11 protein-coding genes and 1 tRNA gene are annotated in these 18851 nt (G+C 64.8%); 6 read left to right on the top strand and 6 right to left on the bottom strand.

Annotated features, from left to right (window positions below):
* Positions 1-31 precede the first annotated feature (31 nt).
* A tRNA-Ser gene (locus tag IVA91_RS29845) sits at positions 32-121 on the top strand.
* A 260-nt stretch (positions 122-381) separates the two neighbouring features.
* The gene (locus IVA91_RS29840) at positions 382-1116 is read left to right on the top strand and encodes a hypothetical protein (RefSeq protein WP_247459916.1); all 735 of its coding nucleotides are present in this window, start codon (positions 382-384) and stop codon (positions 1114-1116) included.
* Positions 1117-1134: 18 nt separating this feature from the next.
* Here IVA91_RS29840 and IVA91_RS29835 read toward each other — a convergent pair whose 3' ends face one another.
* From IVA91_RS29835 to IVA91_RS29810, 6 genes are all read right to left on the bottom strand, one after another.
* Entirely contained in the window at positions 1135-2859 is a 1725-nt protein-coding gene (locus IVA91_RS29835) for a hypothetical protein (protein WP_346015541.1), read from the bottom strand.
* A 1724-nt stretch (positions 2860-4583) separates the two neighbouring features.
* Positions 4584-6155 (bottom strand): hypothetical protein, encoded by a 1572-nt coding sequence (locus IVA91_RS29830; RefSeq protein ID WP_247459913.1) that lies wholly within the window; start codon positions 6153-6155, stop codon positions 4584-4586.
* A gap of 285 nt (positions 6156-6440) precedes the next feature.
* Positions 6441-6689, bottom strand: coding sequence for a hypothetical protein (locus tag IVA91_RS29825; RefSeq protein ID WP_247459911.1), 249 nt, complete (start codon positions 6687-6689; stop codon positions 6441-6443).
* Positions 6690-7173: 484 nt separating this feature from the next.
* Positions 7174-8109 (bottom strand): hypothetical protein, encoded by a 936-nt coding sequence (locus IVA91_RS29820; RefSeq protein ID WP_247459909.1) that lies wholly within the window; start codon positions 8107-8109, stop codon positions 7174-7176.
* A 308-nt stretch (positions 8110-8417) separates the two neighbouring features.
* Complete coding sequence (locus tag IVA91_RS29815) at positions 8418-10484, bottom strand: AAA family ATPase (RefSeq protein WP_247459907.1); 2067 nt, start codon at positions 10482-10484, stop codon at positions 8418-8420.
* A gap of 189 nt (positions 10485-10673) precedes the next feature.
* Positions 10674-11279: a hypothetical protein gene (locus IVA91_RS29810; RefSeq protein ID WP_247459906.1), complete on the bottom strand. Its 606-nt coding sequence runs from the start codon at positions 11277-11279 to the stop codon at positions 10674-10676.
* Between the two features lie 291 nt (positions 11280-11570).
* On the opposite strand from IVA91_RS29810, the gene IVA91_RS29805 reads away from it, so the two are divergent.
* The 4 genes from IVA91_RS29805 (at position 11571) to IVA91_RS29790 (ending at position 18850) form a co-directional block, all read left to right on the top strand.
* Complete coding sequence (locus tag IVA91_RS29805; protein ID WP_247459904.1) at positions 11571-11762, top strand: hypothetical protein; 192 nt, start codon at positions 11571-11573, stop codon at positions 11760-11762.
* A gap of 73 nt (positions 11763-11835) precedes the next feature.
* On the top strand, positions 11836-15756 hold the full coding sequence (locus IVA91_RS29800; protein WP_247459902.1) for a tetratricopeptide repeat protein: 3921 nt from the start codon (positions 11836-11838) through the stop codon (positions 15754-15756).
* Between the two features lie 339 nt (positions 15757-16095).
* The gene (locus IVA91_RS29795; RefSeq protein ID WP_256466421.1) at positions 16096-18465 is read left to right on the top strand and encodes a tetratricopeptide repeat protein; all 2370 of its coding nucleotides are present in this window, start codon (positions 16096-16098) and stop codon (positions 18463-18465) included.
* Positions 18466-18502: 37 nt separating this feature from the next.
* On the top strand, positions 18503-18850 hold the full coding sequence (locus IVA91_RS29790; RefSeq protein ID WP_247459899.1) for a hypothetical protein: 348 nt from the start codon (positions 18503-18505) through the stop codon (positions 18848-18850).
* Position 18851 lies beyond the last annotated feature (1 nt).

Raw genomic sequence — 18851 nt, 5'->3', positions numbered from 1 at the left:
AGGGGGTTCCTACCTCTTATCGGCACCTTCAGGAGAGGTGGCAGAGTGGTTGAATGCACCGCACTCGAAATGCGGCATAGGTGCAAGCCTATCGGGGGTTCGAATCCCTCCCTCTCCGCCACGTCAAATTACGTGACGAATAATCCTTCGAAATCAATGCCTTGCACGCGCGCCGGATTTCTTCGGTGGAGCACTACAGTGGAGCACTCTCCATCGAGTTGTGCCACGCTGCGCCGCGAACCTCGACTCGAATGTCAGGGTGATTGAGGACGTTTCGGGTCTGTTTGAATCCTTGCGGAGCGCCCTCGATTGGTGTGTCCGCGCGGTACGGAAAAGCGACGGGAGTGCACTCTGAAGAAGCCGAAGGAGAAGGGGTTTCATGTGCCCGATGGCAACGAGATCCTAAGGTCGGACATTCCCGCCGTCGCCGAGCTGATTGCGCGGACCGCCCGATGGGTCCACCCCGACACGTTCCGCGCGTTGCCGGTCTGGGCGCCGCACGCGGCACGCGGTCAGCCGCTCTTCGACGCGAGATGGTCGCGGCGCTACACCAACACGCGGAAGGCGACGGGGATTACGTCGGAGAAGTTCGAAGGCAACGTGGCCGCGGCATACGCTCTTTTCGCCGCGCTCGACGTTCAACCGCCGCGGCCAAAGAACTGGTCCGTCTGCCACATCTGGGGCTACGACGATCCGAACTTCGCCGAGCACACCGGCGTCGTCCGCGATCGGCGCTATTTCTCATGCGTCGCCAACATGGTCTGGCTTCCGACGTCGCTCAAAGGGTTCACCGACACGTTGCCGGAAATCAAAGCGATGCTACGAGTGTGCGCCTTCCACCTGTACGGCTGGGCGTGCGAACTCGAATCCGTCGCTGCGCAGGCGGACCAAGTGCGTTCCGGCTGGATACCGTCGGACTATCCGAAGGAATGGCCGGACGGATCCGGAGCGGTCATCCTGCCTCCCGGCACCGCGCCTTTCACGCCCAGGATCGAGCGCAAGATCGCGAAGAGGAAGGCGGCGATCCGAGCCGACCTCGCGGATGCCTCCTACATCAACTACCCGAGGGAGGAAGTCGCGAAAGTTCTGGAGTTCTGGAAGATCAATCTCGGTTGAGCGCGGCGGGCGCGATCTTCAGCGTTCACTCGGGCGAGCCGCTTCCGCGATCGTCCTGGCCGACTCCATTTCTTCGAGAACCGTGCCGGGCTTGCTCAGCGAGAAGCTTTCGATCAGATGAGGTTCGAGCGGCGTCTTGGGGATGAAGCGTGGCTCGTCCTCCGTATGCGGTCCGTGCTTCGGGTTCGCCTGCCAATTCTCCCGCGAGGGAACGGCATCCAGCCCGACGACGAAGAACTCGATGTCCGTTTCGGTGATCCGCATCCTGACGAAATTGTTGTAGGCGCCGATCCGCAAGGCGCTGAACGCATCGTTTCGGTTCATCTGCAGATAGCGGCAGGTCAGCATCATGTTCCATCCGAATAGGCTGGCGCCTATCGCGAATCCGATCGGAAACATCTCGGCCAGCAGCGCGAGCAGCCACAGGTGCGTGGCGTACGGCCCCTCGAACGCGAAATGGACCGCGTTCAGCGCCGCGAAGTACGTGGCGGCGCCGATCACGACGGCGGCGTGTGCGAGCGCGTGAAGCGCGCTCGTCAGGACGACCGCGGTCCTCTTCGATTTCTCCTGCTTGATCGCGTAGCCCATGAGGGAGGCCGCGAGGACGGCGGCCACGGCAAGGTACATGTCGAGATGCGGGCGCAGCGAGATTGCGATTCCGAACGCGAAGTACACGGCGCCCATCAGGACGGAGAAGTCCCAGTTCGTCAGCGCGAAATAGAGGTTGCGCCACACCAGCGATTTGCTCGTCTCGAAGCTCGGATAGACCGCGGGTCCCGTCCCGGTGTCCGACACGCGCGCCAGCCTCAGCGTCTGATCGACGCCGCGGCGTCGCAGGTCGATGCGGTCCTCCAGCTGGTGGGTCGGATGCAGGAAGGCACCACCGCCGCCGGAGGTGATGTACTGCTGATCGTCGGGGCCGACGTACCGGTTGTAGTGGTGCGTGTCGCCGGAAATGACGACCGGCACCGTGTGCCCTCGGCCGGCGTTCTCGGCGATCTCGATCGCATATTCGACGATCTCCCAGGACTTGGATTCCGAGGATGCCTCCACGTACAGCCAGCCGGGTTCGGCGCTGCAGAGGAGGATCTTCGAATTCTCCGGCATGTTCTCGGCCATCGTCCTGAAGTAGTCGGCCTGAGGCTGGTCCATGTCGTCGGCAAGCTGGATGTCGATGGCCCAGATCCACCAGGTATCGGTGATCTGGTTGGCGAAATAGCTGCGCCGCTGGACGGTGCGCCAGCTTCCGAAAGGGACCGGCTTGGCCCGACAGAACCAGGCGAGGAAGAGCGTCAGACCGTCGTACCAATCGTGGTTTCCGGGCAAGGCGAAGAGCGGGACGCCCGCCGCTTCCCCGGGGCGCGGATCGGGCGACGCCCAGGCATACGGCCAGTACAGCTGGTTGCGGTAGGCTTCGGCGGTCGCTTTCGGATAGACCTCGTCGCCGCCCATGATCAGGGCTTGACCGCGCGGAAGCCGCCTGCCGCCGACCTCCAGCTGCTTGCGTGCAAGGAGCGTGGCGACCGCGTAGGTGCTGTCGAAGCCGTCTCCGAGATCGGCGACGAAATCGAGCCAGAGGGCTCCGTCCGGGCCGGGGCGCAGCATGTCTCGCGTCGCCCGCGCGCGCTGCATGAGCTTGGCGGTGTCGGTCGTATCGAGCGCGGCGATGAGCAGCCGCCTGTCCGCATACGATCCGAAGATCGAGGAGATCACGACGTTGATGAGCAGCTTGAACAGCAGCACCGGATTGAACCAGTGAGCCATGCGGGGATGCAACTTGAAATCTCGGATGGGCAATTGCGGCATGGGAATCACCTCGCGCGCAGAGTAGCCCCGCCTGCCGCCGCTCGGGGGAGCGAATGCGCCTATCCACAACTTCCGCTTGCGGCGCCGCGGTGAGGGCGCTCGTCCGCGACGCGGCCGGACCGGCGCGGCGGCGTGGTCCTCTTCCGCGCGGCTCGCGCAGGCGCCGCCGCAAGGAAATGGCGAGGCGGCTCCGCCCCCGAGATCCGTCGGCCTGGAAAAGCGAATCCTTCGTCGTGGGGTTCACCACCGGCGGACCGCAAGAATCCGACGTACACCTCGGTCGGCAACAAGCTGGCGGATCGGGGGAGAACCAAGCTGGAGATCAAGGATTCGGATGTTGACCCGAACCACGGATGGCGCCACAGGTTCAAAACCGAAGGTCGGAGGGCGAAGATGCTTCGGCAGGTGCTCGACGCCATCCAGGGTCACGCTCCGAGGACGGAAGGTTAGGACTACGGCGAGCCCGACGTAACGCCGCAGGAGATAAAGAAGAGATCGCCGCGCTGACCGGGCCGCGGGGTCGGCGCCGACGCGGGCAGCGCCGGTCGACGACGCCGTATCGGCGTAGGATTCGAAAAGAAGTCGGGGCCGGACAAGACGGGTGGCCCGGGCCCCGCCCCAGGTTCTTTCCGGAGCCCTTGGAACCCGTGCGGAGGTCAGCGGGAACTGACGCCCCACGGACGCTGCGGGCGCGTTTCCCGGGCCTTTCTGACCAGTGTTGGGGACGTTCGGAAGGCGACTACTTTCGGCGCCCAAATAGGTTCAAATAAACGGCGCCGACGAATCGGCGCCAGAGTATTCACGGCTGCCCTGCTAGTAGAACGCGCCCCCTAAAGGTCGGATCCTAGCGCACTTTCACTTGAGCTGAATTGTATCGATCAGTGTTGAATGACCTCGAAAACTTCGAATACGCTGGATTCTGTCGCTAATGCTTGAGACTGGCGCAAAGGGGGTAGCCGGCCGGCCAAGCGCTTTTTCTGTGGGAAGAGGCGTCTGATGACCAAAATAGTTGGCCGGTGTCGACAGCCCGCCGGTCCAACCGATCAAGTAAGACCGCGTCTCCCGCCTTCGGGAAGCGTTTGTCGGCACCGCGACCGGCTCATAAGCCGGCCACCAAGACCAACTTCACCGGCATGAGCCCGAGCCAGGACCGCCGATAAAAAGGGACAAGGCCGCGCCCGGACGGAAGGTAGGGGTGAAAGTTAGTTGGGCTGGTTCGGGCCTGGCAAGCGGCCAGCGCCGCCCCCGAGCACCGGCGCGGGACCGGCCCCGCGCCTCCCGGCGAGGCATCGCCCGGGCCGGCAGACGAGGTCGAGCGAGCGGCGACGAAGCGGCGACCAAAAGAGCGAAAGGAGGGCATTCGAACGTTCCCGAAGCGCCTCGGAAGATCGCGGGCACCCCCCAAAATTCCTGAAACTTCGGATTTTCGTGTGACCCTAAAGAAATGCCGTACATTCCGGCAGGCCCCGATTTCCGCGGCATCCGGGCCGCGCGGGCGAACGGAACGTGACCGCGGCGACGGCGCGGCGACGGAGGCGGCCCCGGCGGGCGCCGGTGCCGACGGCCACGGCAGGCCGGGGGCCCCGCACCGCGCCGACGGAATCGAAAAGGCCCGCGGCGCAGGACGCCGCGGGCCTTCGGTCTCGAACGGGTGCCGCCGCCTAGCCGGCGGTGCGGCGGCCGGCGATGCGGGCCGGCGTCGGCCCCGCCAAGCGGGCCCGGCCGTGCCCGAAGCGGTCGGCGAGCTCGGCCTTGCGGGCGGCGCGCTCGCGCCAGGCCGCCTGTGTCAGCTCCTCGGCCGCGCGGTCGAGAAGCGCGGTGCGCTTCGGCTCCCCGTACTTGCGCTCGAGGGTCTGGACCGAGGTGTCGGCGTGCGCCGCCAGCACCTCGCGGGGCATGCCGGCCTCGTCGCTGATCTGGACGGCCAGATCCTTGAGGTGGTGAGGGACGCGCCTGACGCCGATCCCGGCGTCCTCGACGATCCGGCGGAAGGTCTCCTGGTCGAGATAGCGGCCCCGGTAGCGCGTGCCGTCGGGCTTGTGGAACACCCACTCGCAGCCGATGGCCATGTCGGCCGCATACCACTCCCGCACCTGCGCCTCGAGCTCGACCGGGATGCGGTTGCCGCCGCGCCGCTTGGTGCTGTCGACGCGGCTCTCGCCGTCGCGGTGGTAGTACACCGCATCGTCCAGCACCTCGATCCAGGGCCTGTCGTGCTCCGGCAGGTACGAACCATCCATCGGGTCGTACTCGGGCGGGACCCACCTGGTGAGCGTCAACCGGCCGTGGCGGCTCACCGTCATGGCCAGGAACGGGATGCCCCGGAACCAGGCCTCGCGGTCCTCGGCGAGGGCGGCGGCCGCCTGGATGGCGTCGAGCTGGGCGGGCGTCCAGGCGACCTTCGGCAGCATGCCCGGGCTCGGAATCCGGAAATGCAGGTGGTAGCTGGGCGGCACGCCGAGCAGCTTCAGGCCCTCCTTCAGACCGCGCCGGCCGGCGTGGAGATGCCCGTGCCGGGACATCGGGCTGTACTGGGCGCCGCGGACGTCGTAGGCGTCGGCGATCCAGTCGCCGACGTCGCCGATCTCCAGTTCCGCGAACGCCTTCTTGAAGGCGCGGACGCCGGCGCGGTAGTTCGCCCGCGTCAGATGCTTGCGCCTGGCCTTCTCCTCGTCGGAGGGGTCGGCGAGGAAGACCTCCTCATAGGCGTCGAGGACGTCGGCGCAGAGCAGCGACTGGATGCGCTCGACCGACCAGGTGGTGGCGCGGATGCGGCGGCCGGCCGCGCGCGCCAGGTACACCAGCGCCTCGAGGCGCGCCTCGTCCACGGTCTTGGCACGCAGCGTGACACGACCGGGGGAGACGGCGACCTCGCCGCCGGCCTCCGGCTCCGCCCGCTGCGGCGCCTGGATCAGCAACTCGAAGCTGTCCTCCTTGCGGTCCTTGGGGCCGGGGTTCTTCGGCGCCGGCCGGAAGCGGACGCACGGGGCGCCGCCCTTCGGCCGGCGATCGAGGTGGACGCCGGGGTACACCACCGGCATGTCGTGCAGGCTGGCGACCCCGAAGGCGCGCTGGAAGGTCTCGGGCGCCAGCGCGAGGGCTTCCCCGACCGTGAGGTCGAGCCCGTCGACCGCGGTCGGCGCGGCGGTGCGCACGAAGCGGATCCGCGCGTCCGGCCACGGTTTGTCGATCGGCGTCCCGGTGGGACGCCGTTCACTTCCGATGATAGACATGGTATACGTTCCTTTCCGGATGCGCGTGCGGCTGCTGTTCCACGGCGATGACCGTGCGCGCGTCCCAGTTGCGGCCCTGCCGGGAGACCGGTGGGGCCGTCGCTTTTCCGGACAAGGGTGATCCCGGCGGCTCATCCGCAGGGGTCCCTTCCGGTCGTCCGCCCCGGCGCAGCCGAGGCGAAGCAGATCGATTCCCGAGCCGGCGCCGTCTGTAAACGAAAATCTTTTCGGGCCGGCTTTTTCCCAAGCCGTTGGATCTACTTCACAATACTTGCCATCATTGGGTCAGGCGCTCGCCTTGCGACGGCTCGCCTCGATCATCGCATAGATTGCGCGCTTGGTGGTCAGCAACTTACGAGCGATAAGAACCACCTCCAGGGTTCCGGCGCGGTAGCAGCGGCGAAGCGAAGACGCGGAGACCGGCTTCCCCTCCGGCCAGAAGAGCGCGGCGGCTTCCGGCAGGGTGAGCAGCTCATCCTCCATCCAATCCTCAGGGTCGGGGCGGGCGGCGATGCGGCGGGGCTTCGGTGCCATTGCGGTGCTCCTTTCCGGTTTTCAAGCATTCGATTTGGTCGACGGCGGCGCGAGCCGCCGCGGCGGGGCCGGCGGCGCGCGGGCCCGGGCGGGCCGGCGCCAGCCGGCGCCTCCGAGCCGGGCTCCCGACCCCGCGGGCCGCCCGCGGGCGAGGCCCCACCGCCGCCGGCCCCGGCCGGCCGCGGCCGCCCCCGCCGCGGGGGCCCGCAGGGTCGGAGTTTCAAGGATTCGATTTCAAGGATTCGTTGCAGAAAATCCGAATCCTTCAAACCGAGTTTCCTTGGAAAATCAATTCCCGAAAAAGCGAACCAAGGCCCCGGCGGATGGTCCTCATTCGTTTCAAGGATTCGATTTCAAGGACTCGTCTGCTGAAATTCGAATCCTTGAAATCGAGTTCCGTTAGTTCCGTATTTTCCGAATTGGTGCTCGCCCCGCAAAGGCTGGCGCTGGCGCCCGGCGGCGCCGGGCGCCGCCGGTGCGTGGCCTAGGCCGGCGAGCGCGGCTGGGCTGTGCGGGGCACCCAGCGCCCAGCGGTGTGCGCGCCGGCGAGGACCTTCGCCGCGATCGAGGCCGTGGCGAAGGCATAGGGATCGGTGAGGCGCCGCCGGTCGCCGACACCCGTGATCTTCGACAGCACGCCGGCGGCGAACAGGTCGTGGCGGCGCAGTCTCGTCTGCTCGTCGACGCTCTCGTTCGTGGCCGAACGGACCTCCGAGCCGGCGCTCACGATGAACTGGCCGCCATCCCAGCGGCCGCGGGCCCAGAGGCCGCCGTACTGCAGCTCGAATTCCTGACTGCCCCCGTCAGGCACCGTCGCGGTGCCGGCATCCGAAGTGACAGGGTCAACCGAGTCCACGACACCGTCGCTCGGCGGCGCTTCCGTCGACACGGCGCTCGGGTCCGCCGTGTGAAAGAGGCGGCAGCCGGCATCGTGCAGCAATCTCAAGGCATCGCGGGCGATGCGATCGTGCGTCGCCCGTTCGACGTCGGTCGTGTCGGGCGCTGGGGGATTGGCGCCCTTCCAGACCGACACTGCGCCTACCGCGGTGGCGAGCTTCGTGAATCGATACTGGAGGTCGACGGTGAGCAATTTGTCGAATGCGGCGCCCTCGCAGCCGCCGATCACGTAGGCGTCCCTGGCGAAGCACTTCGCCGGGTCGGCCGCGTGCTCGGCCAGGCGCCGCGACGGGCGCCGCGATTCCCCGATGTATGCGACCCTGTCGTCGGTCATGACGTACGCCCCAGCCGTGCACAGCAGTCCGGCCGCCGCGACGCGCGACAGCTCCGCCATCGGAAACGCGTGCACCACCGTCCGGGTCGCGGGATCCGAGACACGACGATAGGAGCCGATCCCTCCAAAGGGGCGGTGCACGATCGCGGTGGAGGCGTGGTGGAACGAAGGATTCGTGTTGCTCGTCATGCTTTCTCCTGCGTGGTGAATCTTCGGGGATCAAAGACGGTCGGGGCGGAGTCAGTACCGGACGAACTCGGCCTTCTTGAGCTCGGCGCAGGCGCGTTCGAGGAGAGCCCAGAGACCATGCCGATGGTCGTGCCTGAAGACGCAACCAGAGCTCCGATCCGCGCCGTCACCGCAAGCGTCGTTCCGCTCGACCGCTCCTACGCCATAGTAGGATCGCAGGCCGGGCTGGTCCGGGCCGAATATCCGAACGAACGCGACCACCGGGCCCCCCTCTGGGCTTTCTCCGAGACGCACTTCGACCGTCAGGATCATCGGCGATCCTCCGGGACCTCGGTCCAATTCTCGGGGATGTCGGACAGGATCGTCACCACCTCGGCGGCGTCGAGATGTCGTTTATCGAAGAGCGACTCGGCGACCGCCACGATGCGATTGCGGTGCCTGCCGACGAGGGCGACCGCGCGTGCGTAGAGTCGGCGTACGTGATCCTCGACAGCGCGGCGGAGCTCGGGATCGGCGCGCGCGGCCTCGAGTGCCTCACCCATATTCGCGCGCACGAACAGGTTTCCCACCAATCCGCTGCTTGCGTGGACGTGGGACAGCAGGAGCGCCACCCGGCCGAGGTCCGATCGGTCGGTCCCGGACCACCCCGTAGAAAGTGACCCGACGATCGATGCCTCGGCGGCGCCCGCCGCAAGAAGGCAGACCGCGGTGCGTTCGATGGCCGCCAAGGTCGGGAGGTCGTCCTGATCTCCCTTGACCTTGGTGTAACCACCGTGGTTCTGGATGAACACGTAGACCAGGCCGCCTTCGCCGGTCACGATGGTGGCGACGGCATGTGCCGCCTCATGGACGGCGCTGCGCCAGACGACTTGCGGCGAGCTAACATCGTCGCCGTGCGCCGCTTCGGCCAGATCGGCCAGCACCATCGGACGGCCCGCGTGGCGGGCGGCACGCTTGGCCGCGCGCACGACGGCCATACACTGTGCAGCCGTCGCTCCTTCGAGCGACCGCGCCACTGCCGAAACGTCTTCGCCGGCGAGTGCGCCACCGAGGTGGAAACGCAGAACGTTCGCGACGCCGGCAGCGTCCGGCGGCGTCACCTCGACCGCCACTTCAAGCCGGTTCGGCCGCAGCAGGGCGGGCTCGACCATGTCGAGATGATTTGTGCAACCCAGGATGAAGATTCCAACGGGGCGCCCGGCTCCGCCGTTCGGCTCGTTGGCGGCGATCCCGGCATCTGTCAGCAACATGACCAGGTCTATGATAGGGAGCCAAAAGGATTTCCCGCCGCGGTCGTCGAGGCGGTCGCGGCGCGGAATGAACTCAATCTCCTCGAGTACGACGATGCAGCAGCTACCGATCGAAGCTGCCTGATTCATCAGATTTTTGAAGGCTTCGATGACCGTGCCTAAATGCGAATTCTTTTCGAACACCGAGGCGACCGAAAACCGCAGCAAAGGCACGCCGGCCGCGGCGGCGATGCTGGCGCACAGCACGGATTTCCCGGTTCCTGGTTTTCCGAAAAAAAGTGCACCCTTCATCGAGTCGGCCCAGGACTGGCGGCCTTCCTTGAAATCCCGAATATCCTGTGCCAGCGCGAGTCCGAACTCGCGCGCGGCACCGAATTCGATGGCGGTGTCGAGATTCGGCGCCGTCGATACGTCGTTGCCCGCGGACCGCCGCCGCGACGCCCGGCGCATCAGTTCGATAGCCTCCTCGGGGGAGACGCCCGGGCGCATCGCCGCGACCACATCGTCGAGCTGCAGTGCGGTCAAAGCATCCGGCGGGACCGCGACGGCAGCCCCCGGGAAGCGCGAGCGCATCGCCGTGCCGACGCTGCCGGTGTCCAGATCGCCCAGCTCGATCTGGACATCCGCCGCGGCTGTCAGCGTGCGGGGGAGCTGCCGCTCCGGGTCGGTCGCAACGCCGATGACGGAGCGGCCCCACAAGAGTGCTTTCGCGACGCCCTCGTTGCCCACGTTCGTCGTATGGCGGCGGTCGGTCCCGGTGCGGGCCACCACGTACCAGTCGCGCTTGATACCATTGAGGTAGCGTTCGACGGTCTCGATCCAGGCCGATGACGCGACGGTGATGACGACTACGGCGGGGCGGGGGTCACGCAGGATGCGCCGTCTGTCGGCCGCCGTTGTGGCGCGGCGCAAGGCTGCGGCGACAATCTTGTTTCCGATCTCACTACGGCTCAGAGAGCCAGCAGCGTTACCGGCGTCCATTGTCGCGGTGTCCTCTTCGTCGTCGTCCAGGTCATGTTCCACGGCTGCCCGCCGGAGAGCGGCAAAGCCGCGCTTTTCGGACGAGCCGACTACGCCCGCCTTCGGGTCGGGAGTGCCCACACCGACTTCTTGATGCTTCGTCATTCTGCTCCTGACGTGGTTCGCGGTCGAAGCCGCCGTACGCGCGTGGTAGGAATCGAGCGTCTTCGCCGTTCACGGTGCTCGGCCCGCGTTAATTGCGAACGCCAAGGCAAATGACCTCGCGCGGCAAAACGAATCCACCGCGCGATGCGTCGTCGCGCGGTGGCCGAGGTTGGTGATGATGGAGGAGGTTTAGGCGCTGTACGCGTGCAGGTGGGCGGCACGCCCAAAATACCCCGACCGCACGATCATCTCGTCCGCGAGCCCGCCGCTGAGGTCAAGCTCCACCGCGCCGTCGCATGCCAGCGCGTAGATGACCGCTCGCGCTTCGCCGCGCATGGCGACCGACTCGGCGAGCTGGGCGAGCCCGACCGGACCTTCGCTCTCCAACGTCTCAAGGACTCCTGCGCGGTCGTCCGCATGAACGCGGACCCCACGATGACTCCAGACCTCGCGCGCCGCTGAGCAACGCGGCTCGCCGCGCACGTCGGCGGCGCGGAGCTCGATGATCCCGTGGCATCGGCGCGCGAAGGCGAGCTGCGTCAGTGCTTCAGCCGCTGGATCGTGGGAGGGACGCGCGTCGACAATATCAACGGCGTAGCGCCCGTCGAAGCGCTCCACGATAATGCCGTCCGCGGCCACGATGCGCTCGTCGATAATCACTTTGTTCTGATACTCGATGCGGTGCACGTCGCCGTCGAGGGTCGACTGGATTAAAAAATCGCGGGTCAGATTGTCGCGAATGGGAATCGCCCTGCTGGCCTTGTAACCGATGAACAGATCGCTGCGCTTCTTCATCTACCCTCGCTGATGTAGTCGAGAAATGGCAAACACGATCGCTGCGCATACGGAAGCGCGCGGCGTCGACCGGGGGGCGTCAAATTCTCCTATGTCGCGGATTGACTTCTGGGCTGGCGGATCAAATCACAATGAGCCGCAAAAGTCAACAAAAAAAGATATCTAGTAGATATCTGATCGATATCTGCTTGGAGGCGACTTGTCATCAACAGGTTTGCGGGGCCAGCCTCTTAGCTTCGCGAAGGGGCCCTGCTAGTATCCCCTGGAACGTCCAGAAGGATGCAGACGACCATGGCCGAGGAAGCGAAAAGCCCAAAAAAGCCCACGGAGTCGAAGAGGCGCGACGGACGCAAAGCCATGTTGACCTACATGAAGCCCGCGCTCATCAAAAAGGTTAAGCGTGCGGCGGCTGCAAGGGAGCAGAAGGCCTGGCAGTTCATCGAAAGGGCCGTCGAAGACGCGCTGGCGTTGGAGAAGTCCTGAATTCTTTGACTGCCGATGCAGTCGCCGCCGGCCATTGAGACCACGGCCTCGTAGCTCTGGATATTGAGTCGCCATGCCCGAGCGCCAAGACCCGGCCGAAGCTGACGATCTGACCGTCCTGCGTCCCGGACCTTTGTTCAGCGTCACGGCAGCACAGGAGATTCCGAAGCCGAAGAACTGGCAGGACTTCCAGCGCGGTTGCGTGGTTTTGTTTCAAGCCGAACTGCGGGATCCGCACGCTCAGGAGTACGGACGCCACGGTCAAAAGCAGCGCGGGATCGACATCCTCGGCCGCCGCAACGGGGTTCACGACCATTTCGTCGGCATACAGTGCCGCCGGTACGAGGTCCCGCTAAAGAAGGCCGCCATCCTCAAAGACTGTAGGGAAGCGCTCGCGATCCAGGCCAGGCTCAAGGAAATCATATTTGCCACGACGTGCCCCAGCGACACGAAGGCGACTGACGCGGCTCTGGAAGTCGAAAGCGAGCTCAGAGCCGAAGGACACGACCTGAAGGTCATCCTCTATTCCTGGTCCGATCTCGAGCTTAAGATCTGCCAGCATCCGACCGCGCTCGCCTTCTTCTTTCCCGCCGCTGTCGCGTCGACCGCAACTCAGTCGGTAAGGCTGGATTCGGACAGCATATCGGCGATCGCCGAAATCTTGGCGCGTGTTCAGCTATCGAACCATGCCGTCGTGCCCGCCGACGTGAAACCACCGGCGGACAGCACCGAAGACCCCGTTTTGCACGCCAAGATCGATCTGTGGCGAGACTTGTTCCGGAAAGGAAAGTCATTTGGGGTCTCGCGAGACGGGCTTCTCGAACTCCAATCTCAGGAAGACCTATCGGCCAAGCCGTGGGCCAGATTCCGGATCGAGACCAATCTCGGCGCTGTTGACATCAGGCTGGGGAGACTGGACGAAGCCGCCGGACATTTCGAGACGGCTTATACTATCCGGCCGACGGACTGCAACGCCATCGCCAACTTGGCCCTGGCCAGGACTATCCAGGGCAGATACGCGGAAGCGATGGAGCTCGCCCAAGTCGCGCTGAGCTCGACGCCGCGCTCCGATCAGGCCGTGTCGTATTTGCTGCAGGCGGCGGCGCGCTCTTCGTGGGAGGGCGATCCTGAAACCTTGATTCCGTCTGACCTGACCGGATCGGTGCACGCCGACGTCGGCCTCGCCGAGTTCTTGCGCAAGCGCAACGTGCCGGGCTGGGCCGAGAAGACGCTGGAGCTGGCGAGAAACCACACCGACGTTATGGAACTCAAGCTCGCGGCCGCGGTCGCTGTTCTCGAACTAGCGTTGGGACCGGAGGCCTTTCTCGGAAGACCGGGAGCCGTAAATCCGGCGGAACTTGCGAGCGCGGCCGATGAAATGACGGCAATGGCCGAAAGCTGCCTCAGCAACGACTTCGCCGACCGACACGACTTGCTCGCCTTCGTCAACAATGCGGCCTTGTTGCTCCGGTTGACGGGCAGGCAAGCCGAATGCGAATCCCTCCTCGTTCGCGCACTCCCGTCGCTTGCCGATCAGCCGCAATTGAAGAGACTGCTTGCTCTGTCCCAAGCCGCGCAAAACCGGTTCGACGATGCCGCCGCGACTTTGCGCGGAGATCCAGATCTGGAGAACAGGCTGCTCGCCGCCGAGATGGTGGCGCGGCGGGATGACAAGGAAGCCATCAAGCTCGTCGAGGACATCGATGCGACGGAGCAAGATCACGTCGCGCAATTGAAATGGCGGATCCTTGGCGACTTGGCGCTCCGGACAGGCGACTACGAACGCGTAAATCTAGCAATTGCGAACCTTGCCGACCTTCCCGAGGGTAGACTCGCGGCCGAGCTCCTGCGGCTCCGGCGAGACGTCCGGCTCGGCGTCGACGAAAGCGAGCGGCACGCACGGCTGAAGGAATTGGGTAGCGCCGATTTCACGCTTGCCAATAACCTGTCACGCTACCTGGTTGCGGACGAAATGCGTCATCAGGGCCTACCGGCCGAGGCGGCCAGGCTGATCGAGCCGATCGTCGATCTGCAGGCCCTTAACCCCGCCACTCATCTCTACCTCGGATGCCTCGCCGAAGCCCGCCGTGACGAAGCGTTCAGGGCGAAGATCGCGAGAGCATCCCCGGAAGTCCGCAAGGATCCTGAAATCCTCTGGCTGTCGGCAATCCACTCCTGGAACGTTGGCGATATGCCGGAATCCAGGCGGGCTGTGGACGCCCTTCTCACAGACCGTCCAGACAGCGCGGCGGCGCGGCTCCTCAAGATCGAGATCCTGATACGGTCTAACGAGATCGACGAACTGCTGCCGGAACTCGAACGTCCCATTGAACGACTCGCGTTCAACCGGCTGAGCGACAAGCTTCGGGTCGCCTCGCTGCTGGGTCACTTCGGGCAGATAGCTCGCGCCCTCGCCTACGCCTACAGGCTCCTATTGGAGAACAGGGAGACCTCGCAAGCCTGGCTGTGCTTCCAAGGACTCGTCCTGAGGGAGGGCTCGAAGCTCGCGAATTCCGACGGACCTTGGGATGCCACGATCGTCGGCGAAAACGCAGCAGTCGACATCGAATACGAAAACGGCGAGAAGCAGCTCGTCATCGTCGAACCGGACGCAGCGCTCCGTCGCCTCGACGAGGATTCCTGGGAGCCTGATCATCCGCTAATCCGGACGATCTCGGGGTTGTCAGTCGACGCCAGCTTCACCAATCCCGCCACCGGCAAGCAAGGCACGATCAGGCAGATCCGACACAAGTACATCGCCAAGTACCACTTCGTATTCGCCAATCACGAAGCCCGCTTTCCGGACGTCGCGGCCTTCCGTTCGGTTTCCGTTGACGTCTCGAAGCCGGAGGGCCTCGCACCTCTTCTGGAACAGCTCAAGGCGAGGCGCGACTTCGCCGCGCAAGAGCAGGACAATTACCAGACCGGGCCGTGGCCGCTCGCAATCTTCGCCGACCGCGTCGGCTGCGACACCATCGAAGCAGCCGAGGGCTTGGCGGCCCAAGGACTTCAGTTGAAGGTGGCATTCGGATCGGAAGCCGAGCGGCGCGCGGCCATCGCAGCGATCGTTTCGAACCGCGCCGCCGGTTGCGTGTTGGATTTGCTGTCGTATTGGACGTGCTGGCGGCTCGGCGCGCTTGGTGCGCTCTCGGAGACGTGCGGCACCATTCACATCGCGCAGAGCACGATGGACCAGCTTCTCGCCCGACGGGAGCGCATCGCCCATTCCGTTCAAGCCGGCATGAAAAGCGCGCGCTACGACGAAGGCAGGATGGCGGTCGTGGAGGTGGTGCCTGAGGTTGTCCTGGAGTGGCTGACTGACGTCGAAGCCGCGATAGAATGGACCAAAACGAACGCCGTCGTCTGCCCGCTGATCGTGCCAGAAAACATCCCCGGGGTTCTCAGAGAATTCCTGCGTGATGGTCCATGGGAGATCTTCGACAGCCTGATCGTCGCCATGCAGAGGGATATGCTGCTCGTCACGGACGACGCACCGACACGCGAGTTCGCCAGGCGGTTCGGCTTCGACCGAAGCACCTGGCTGCAGCCCGCATTCATGGTTGCCAGCAACCGGCACAAGATCGATTTCGACACCTACGTTAAGTGGACCGCACATCTCATCGGCGCCGGTCACAACTACATCTGCGTCTCGGGCGGGGCGTTGATTCGCGCGGCCTCAATTGATGCGGAGGCGGGCGAATGCCCCGGATATTTCTTTAGGCAGATTACCCGGATGATCGGCGGCGCCCCAGCCGAGCCGGCGTCTCACATCCGCGTTGTGCTCGAATTCCTGCGGCACGTCTGGAATGACCCTGGAGCCCTCCGATATCGCGAGAGAGCAACCGGCTTCGTGCTCGAGCAGCTTGTCCGCGAGCGGACGGCCGATTACGGCCGCATCTTGCGTACCGTCGTCCGGGCCTCCTCAGGCACTCCCGACCTGGTTCAGTATCTGATGGCCTGGTTGCGCGGACACTTCATCGATCTTGCGGCTTGATGCCCGGCAGGGGGCAGCAATCCGCGTGACCGAATTGACGAGGCAAGACCGCCGAAGCCGGTGTGCGTCCAGATCGGCCGTGTCGCGGCGGAAGTGTGCGATAGGAAAGCTTGGCGGTTCGCCACAAAAGCCGCTGAGCGGGCTCCGAAACCACGGCAACTGTACTAACTTACCGCAGCGTACTCGAGTGAGAATCCCGCTAGTCCAATGGCTGGGTCGGAAAACCATAAGCAAAGATCCCAAGCGTGGTCGTTGCGGTTGCGCTACATAGAAGGTTCAATCGCGATTTGGCTCGGGCAGTAGTACGTTAACTTTCCAGTTTTTTGCATCACGGATTCCATGTCTTCGGACGGCACAAGCGCAGAGCTCGAGGTAGATCTCGAAGCCCAAATAGTCGAGTGCGATGATGCCATTTCTCGGAATCCCCGAGACGCCAAGGCTCATCGGCAGCGAGGGCTTTTGAAGGCACGCATGCGTCGATATGACGAGGCGCTGCAGGACTTCGATCGCGCGCTGAGGCTAAGTCCCAAAGACGCCCATGCACATGGGCTCAGAGCCCTGGTGTGGGCGAAGAAAGGTGACCGCGAGCGCGCCCTTGCCGACTTCGATGACGCCATTCGGCTGGCCCCTGAGAACGCTGAACTGTATCGCTCCCATCGCGCGCGCGTGCTGTCGGAGAGTCCCGCCAGGCCGATCGCGGGCGGCGACTTCAATCTCCTCAAGAATCCCTTCGTTCTCCTCGGGCTGCCGCTCGACGCGAAGCCCGCGGCTGTCAAGGAGGCGTACGAAGACGCGGTCGAGGATGAGGCTGACGAGCCGGACGTCCTCATGCGCGCGCAGCAGACGCTTCTGACGCCGAGGCTCCGGATCGAAGCCGAAATCGGCGGCTTCCTCGACGTCGATCCGAAGCTGGCGACACAGATCGTGTCCGATATCCGCAGCGGAAGGCCGCTGGGCGAGATCAAGGAGAGCCTGACACGACTGCATTCGCTTCCGAGATCGAACGTCATCGCTCATTACGGCTCGGCGGCGCCGCTGCGGCTCGAACATTTCTGTGAGCTGATCGGGGCGCAGGCCGCCGTCGCGCCAGGAGCCGTTTGCGACGCCATCAACGACGTGCGGCAGGAAATCGCCTTGGGCCGCGTTGACCGCGACGCGGTCAGCGAGGCGCTTTCCAAATTGCTCGATCGTCAGACCAGAGCGGTGATCGAGACCCTCGGCTTCGGCGACCAGGCCGTGGCACTCTTCGATCTGTTCGTCTCCAGAATCGTCGCCGGCGGTGACGGTGCTGCGGTCTTCAGACTCGACGTCTACGTGTCGATGTTCCGTCAAACCGTGGCTTCCGAGCTCTCCAAACGTAGGGAAGCCGTGGTTACGGCCTGCGACGAGATTCGCAAGAACCCGAAGCCGGACATAGCGTATCGAAAACTTGATCAGGCGCTGCGCTTCTGGATGTCGCTGGTTCGGCCAGTCCAAACCTACGAGACTCACCGCCAGCGCGAGGATCCCGCCGCGCGCGAGATGTACGGGACCGTTCGGCAACTCGCTCTCGATCTGTCCAACGATCAACGCGAATTCGAAGGCGCGGAGAAGGTCGTTTCCATCGCGTCCGGCGTCTTCGGCCACCTGCCGCGCGCCGCCGACCAGATGGCTGAAGATACGAAGCAGCTCGCCGAGCTCCGCAACGACAAGCTGGCCGACGAGTTGCTCACGCCGCTGCTGCAGGCCTGCGAGCAGGCCAACAACTCGCACCGCACGATCGAAGGCGAATTGGGCAAGGCCGGCTTCGGCCCCGGGTCCGTCGGAAGCGTGAAATCGATCTACGACAAGTTCTCAGCCGCAGTCGATGCGACCGCCAAACTGCCCTTTTCGGACGCGCCTTGGCGTCTCGTCCGCTCGATCGCTCTTTCGCTGAACAACGATTCGTCGTTGCCGCAAGCCGCCGACAAGATCATCCAAGGACTTCTCGACCATGCGGTTCATAAGCCGCCTTCTCCGGATATGCTCGCGATGCTCCGGGAAGACCAGCGCGCGGCCCGCAAGATCCTCGTCGAGAACGACCTGACGAAGAATCTTAAGGCGCAAAAGTGGAAGGAGACCGAGCAACTCGCGGAGAGGCTCCTGACGCTGGAGACCGACGAAGAGAATTTGAGCGCCGTGCGGACCATTCGGGACGCGGCGGCGGCCAAGCGCAAGGCCAACACCCGCGTCATGTGGTTTTGGGGCGTCGTAATCGTGGGCGGCGGGCTCTGGGCCATTCTGGCCAACGGGGGAAGCAGTTCGGGACCGCAGACGACGCAATACCGGTCGCCGCCGGCCTATTCTAACACCCAACCATGGCCGCAAACGCCGGCTCCGTCTCAGACGACAGCGCCGCCCCCGCAAAGGACCGAAACATTCGACACGGGCGAGACGATGCCCCAAGTGGGCACCGGCCTGGCGCTGACCCGGGCGAATATCCGCTACTGCGCATTCCAGCGCGTTCGGATCGAGGCCGCCCGTCCCCTTATTCAAGCCGGCGTACAGGGCCAGCGCTTCAGCGCGGCCGTCGACGACTACAATTCGCGCTGCAGCGACTATCGTTATCGGCAGAGCGACAAGGATGCCGTGGACGCCGAGCTGATCGGCAAGCGGTACTCGCTGGAGTCCGAGGGGCGTGCTCTCGCGTCGTCGTGGCGACCATCCGGGGCGTCGACGACGCGGCGATGAGCGAGCAGGAAACGATGCACGCGAACGAGGGACGATCATGACGGACGGCGAAGATACGATGGCGCGGCTCGCGGTCGAATATTGGAAGCTGCTGCGCGTGCTGGAGCGGGCTCTGGACAGCGTTCCCGAGGACCGGCGTGAGAGATACGCCTCGCAGGGGCGCTACGCCGCCGACCGACTCGATGAACTTCTCCGAGATCGCAGGATGTCGGTTCAGTCGTTCGACGGGATGGACTTCGAGGTCAACCTGCCGGTATCTGCCGTCAACGGGGATGAGTTTCAGGGACGCGCCGACGTCGTGGTTGCGCGTACCATCGAGCCCGCCGTCATCGTGGACATGCGTCCCGTTCTGATGGGCAAGGTCTATCTGGCGAGCAAGGAGTGAG

This window comes from Bradyrhizobium sp. 153 (assembly GCF_023073835.1).
Classification (GTDB): Bacteria; Pseudomonadota; Alphaproteobacteria; order Rhizobiales; family Xanthobacteraceae; genus Bradyrhizobium.
The sequence above is the reverse complement of the archived record's forward strand: the minus strand, read 5'-3'. Positions and strand labels throughout refer to the sequence as shown.

Coding starts and splice junctions, on each gene's coding strand:
- IVA91_RS29825 (WP_247459911.1), bottom strand. CDS start 6,689: ATGGCACCGAAGCCCCGCCGCATCGCCGCCCGCCCCGACCCTGAGGAT.
- IVA91_RS29800 (WP_247459902.1), top strand. CDS start 11,836: ATGCCCGAGCGCCAAGACCCGGCCGAAGCTGACGATCTGACCGTCCTG.
- IVA91_RS29830 (WP_247459913.1), bottom strand. CDS start 6,155: ATGTCTATCATCGGAAGTGAACGGCGTCCCACCGGGACGCCGATCGAC.
- IVA91_RS29820 (WP_247459909.1), bottom strand. CDS start 8,109: ATGACGAGCAACACGAATCCTTCGTTCCACCACGCCTCCACCGCGATC.
- IVA91_RS29795 (WP_256466421.1), top strand. CDS start 16,096: ATGTCTTCGGACGGCACAAGCGCAGAGCTCGAGGTAGATCTCGAAGCC.
- IVA91_RS29790 (WP_247459899.1), top strand. CDS start 18,503: ATGACGGACGGCGAAGATACGATGGCGCGGCTCGCGGTCGAATATTGG.
- IVA91_RS29810 (WP_247459906.1), bottom strand. CDS start 11,279: ATGAAGAAGCGCAGCGATCTGTTCATCGGTTACAAGGCCAGCAGGGCG.
- IVA91_RS29805 (WP_247459904.1), top strand. CDS start 11,571: ATGGCCGAGGAAGCGAAAAGCCCAAAAAAGCCCACGGAGTCGAAGAGG.
- IVA91_RS29815 (WP_247459907.1), bottom strand. CDS start 10,484: ATGACGAAGCATCAAGAAGTCGGTGTGGGCACTCCCGACCCGAAGGCG.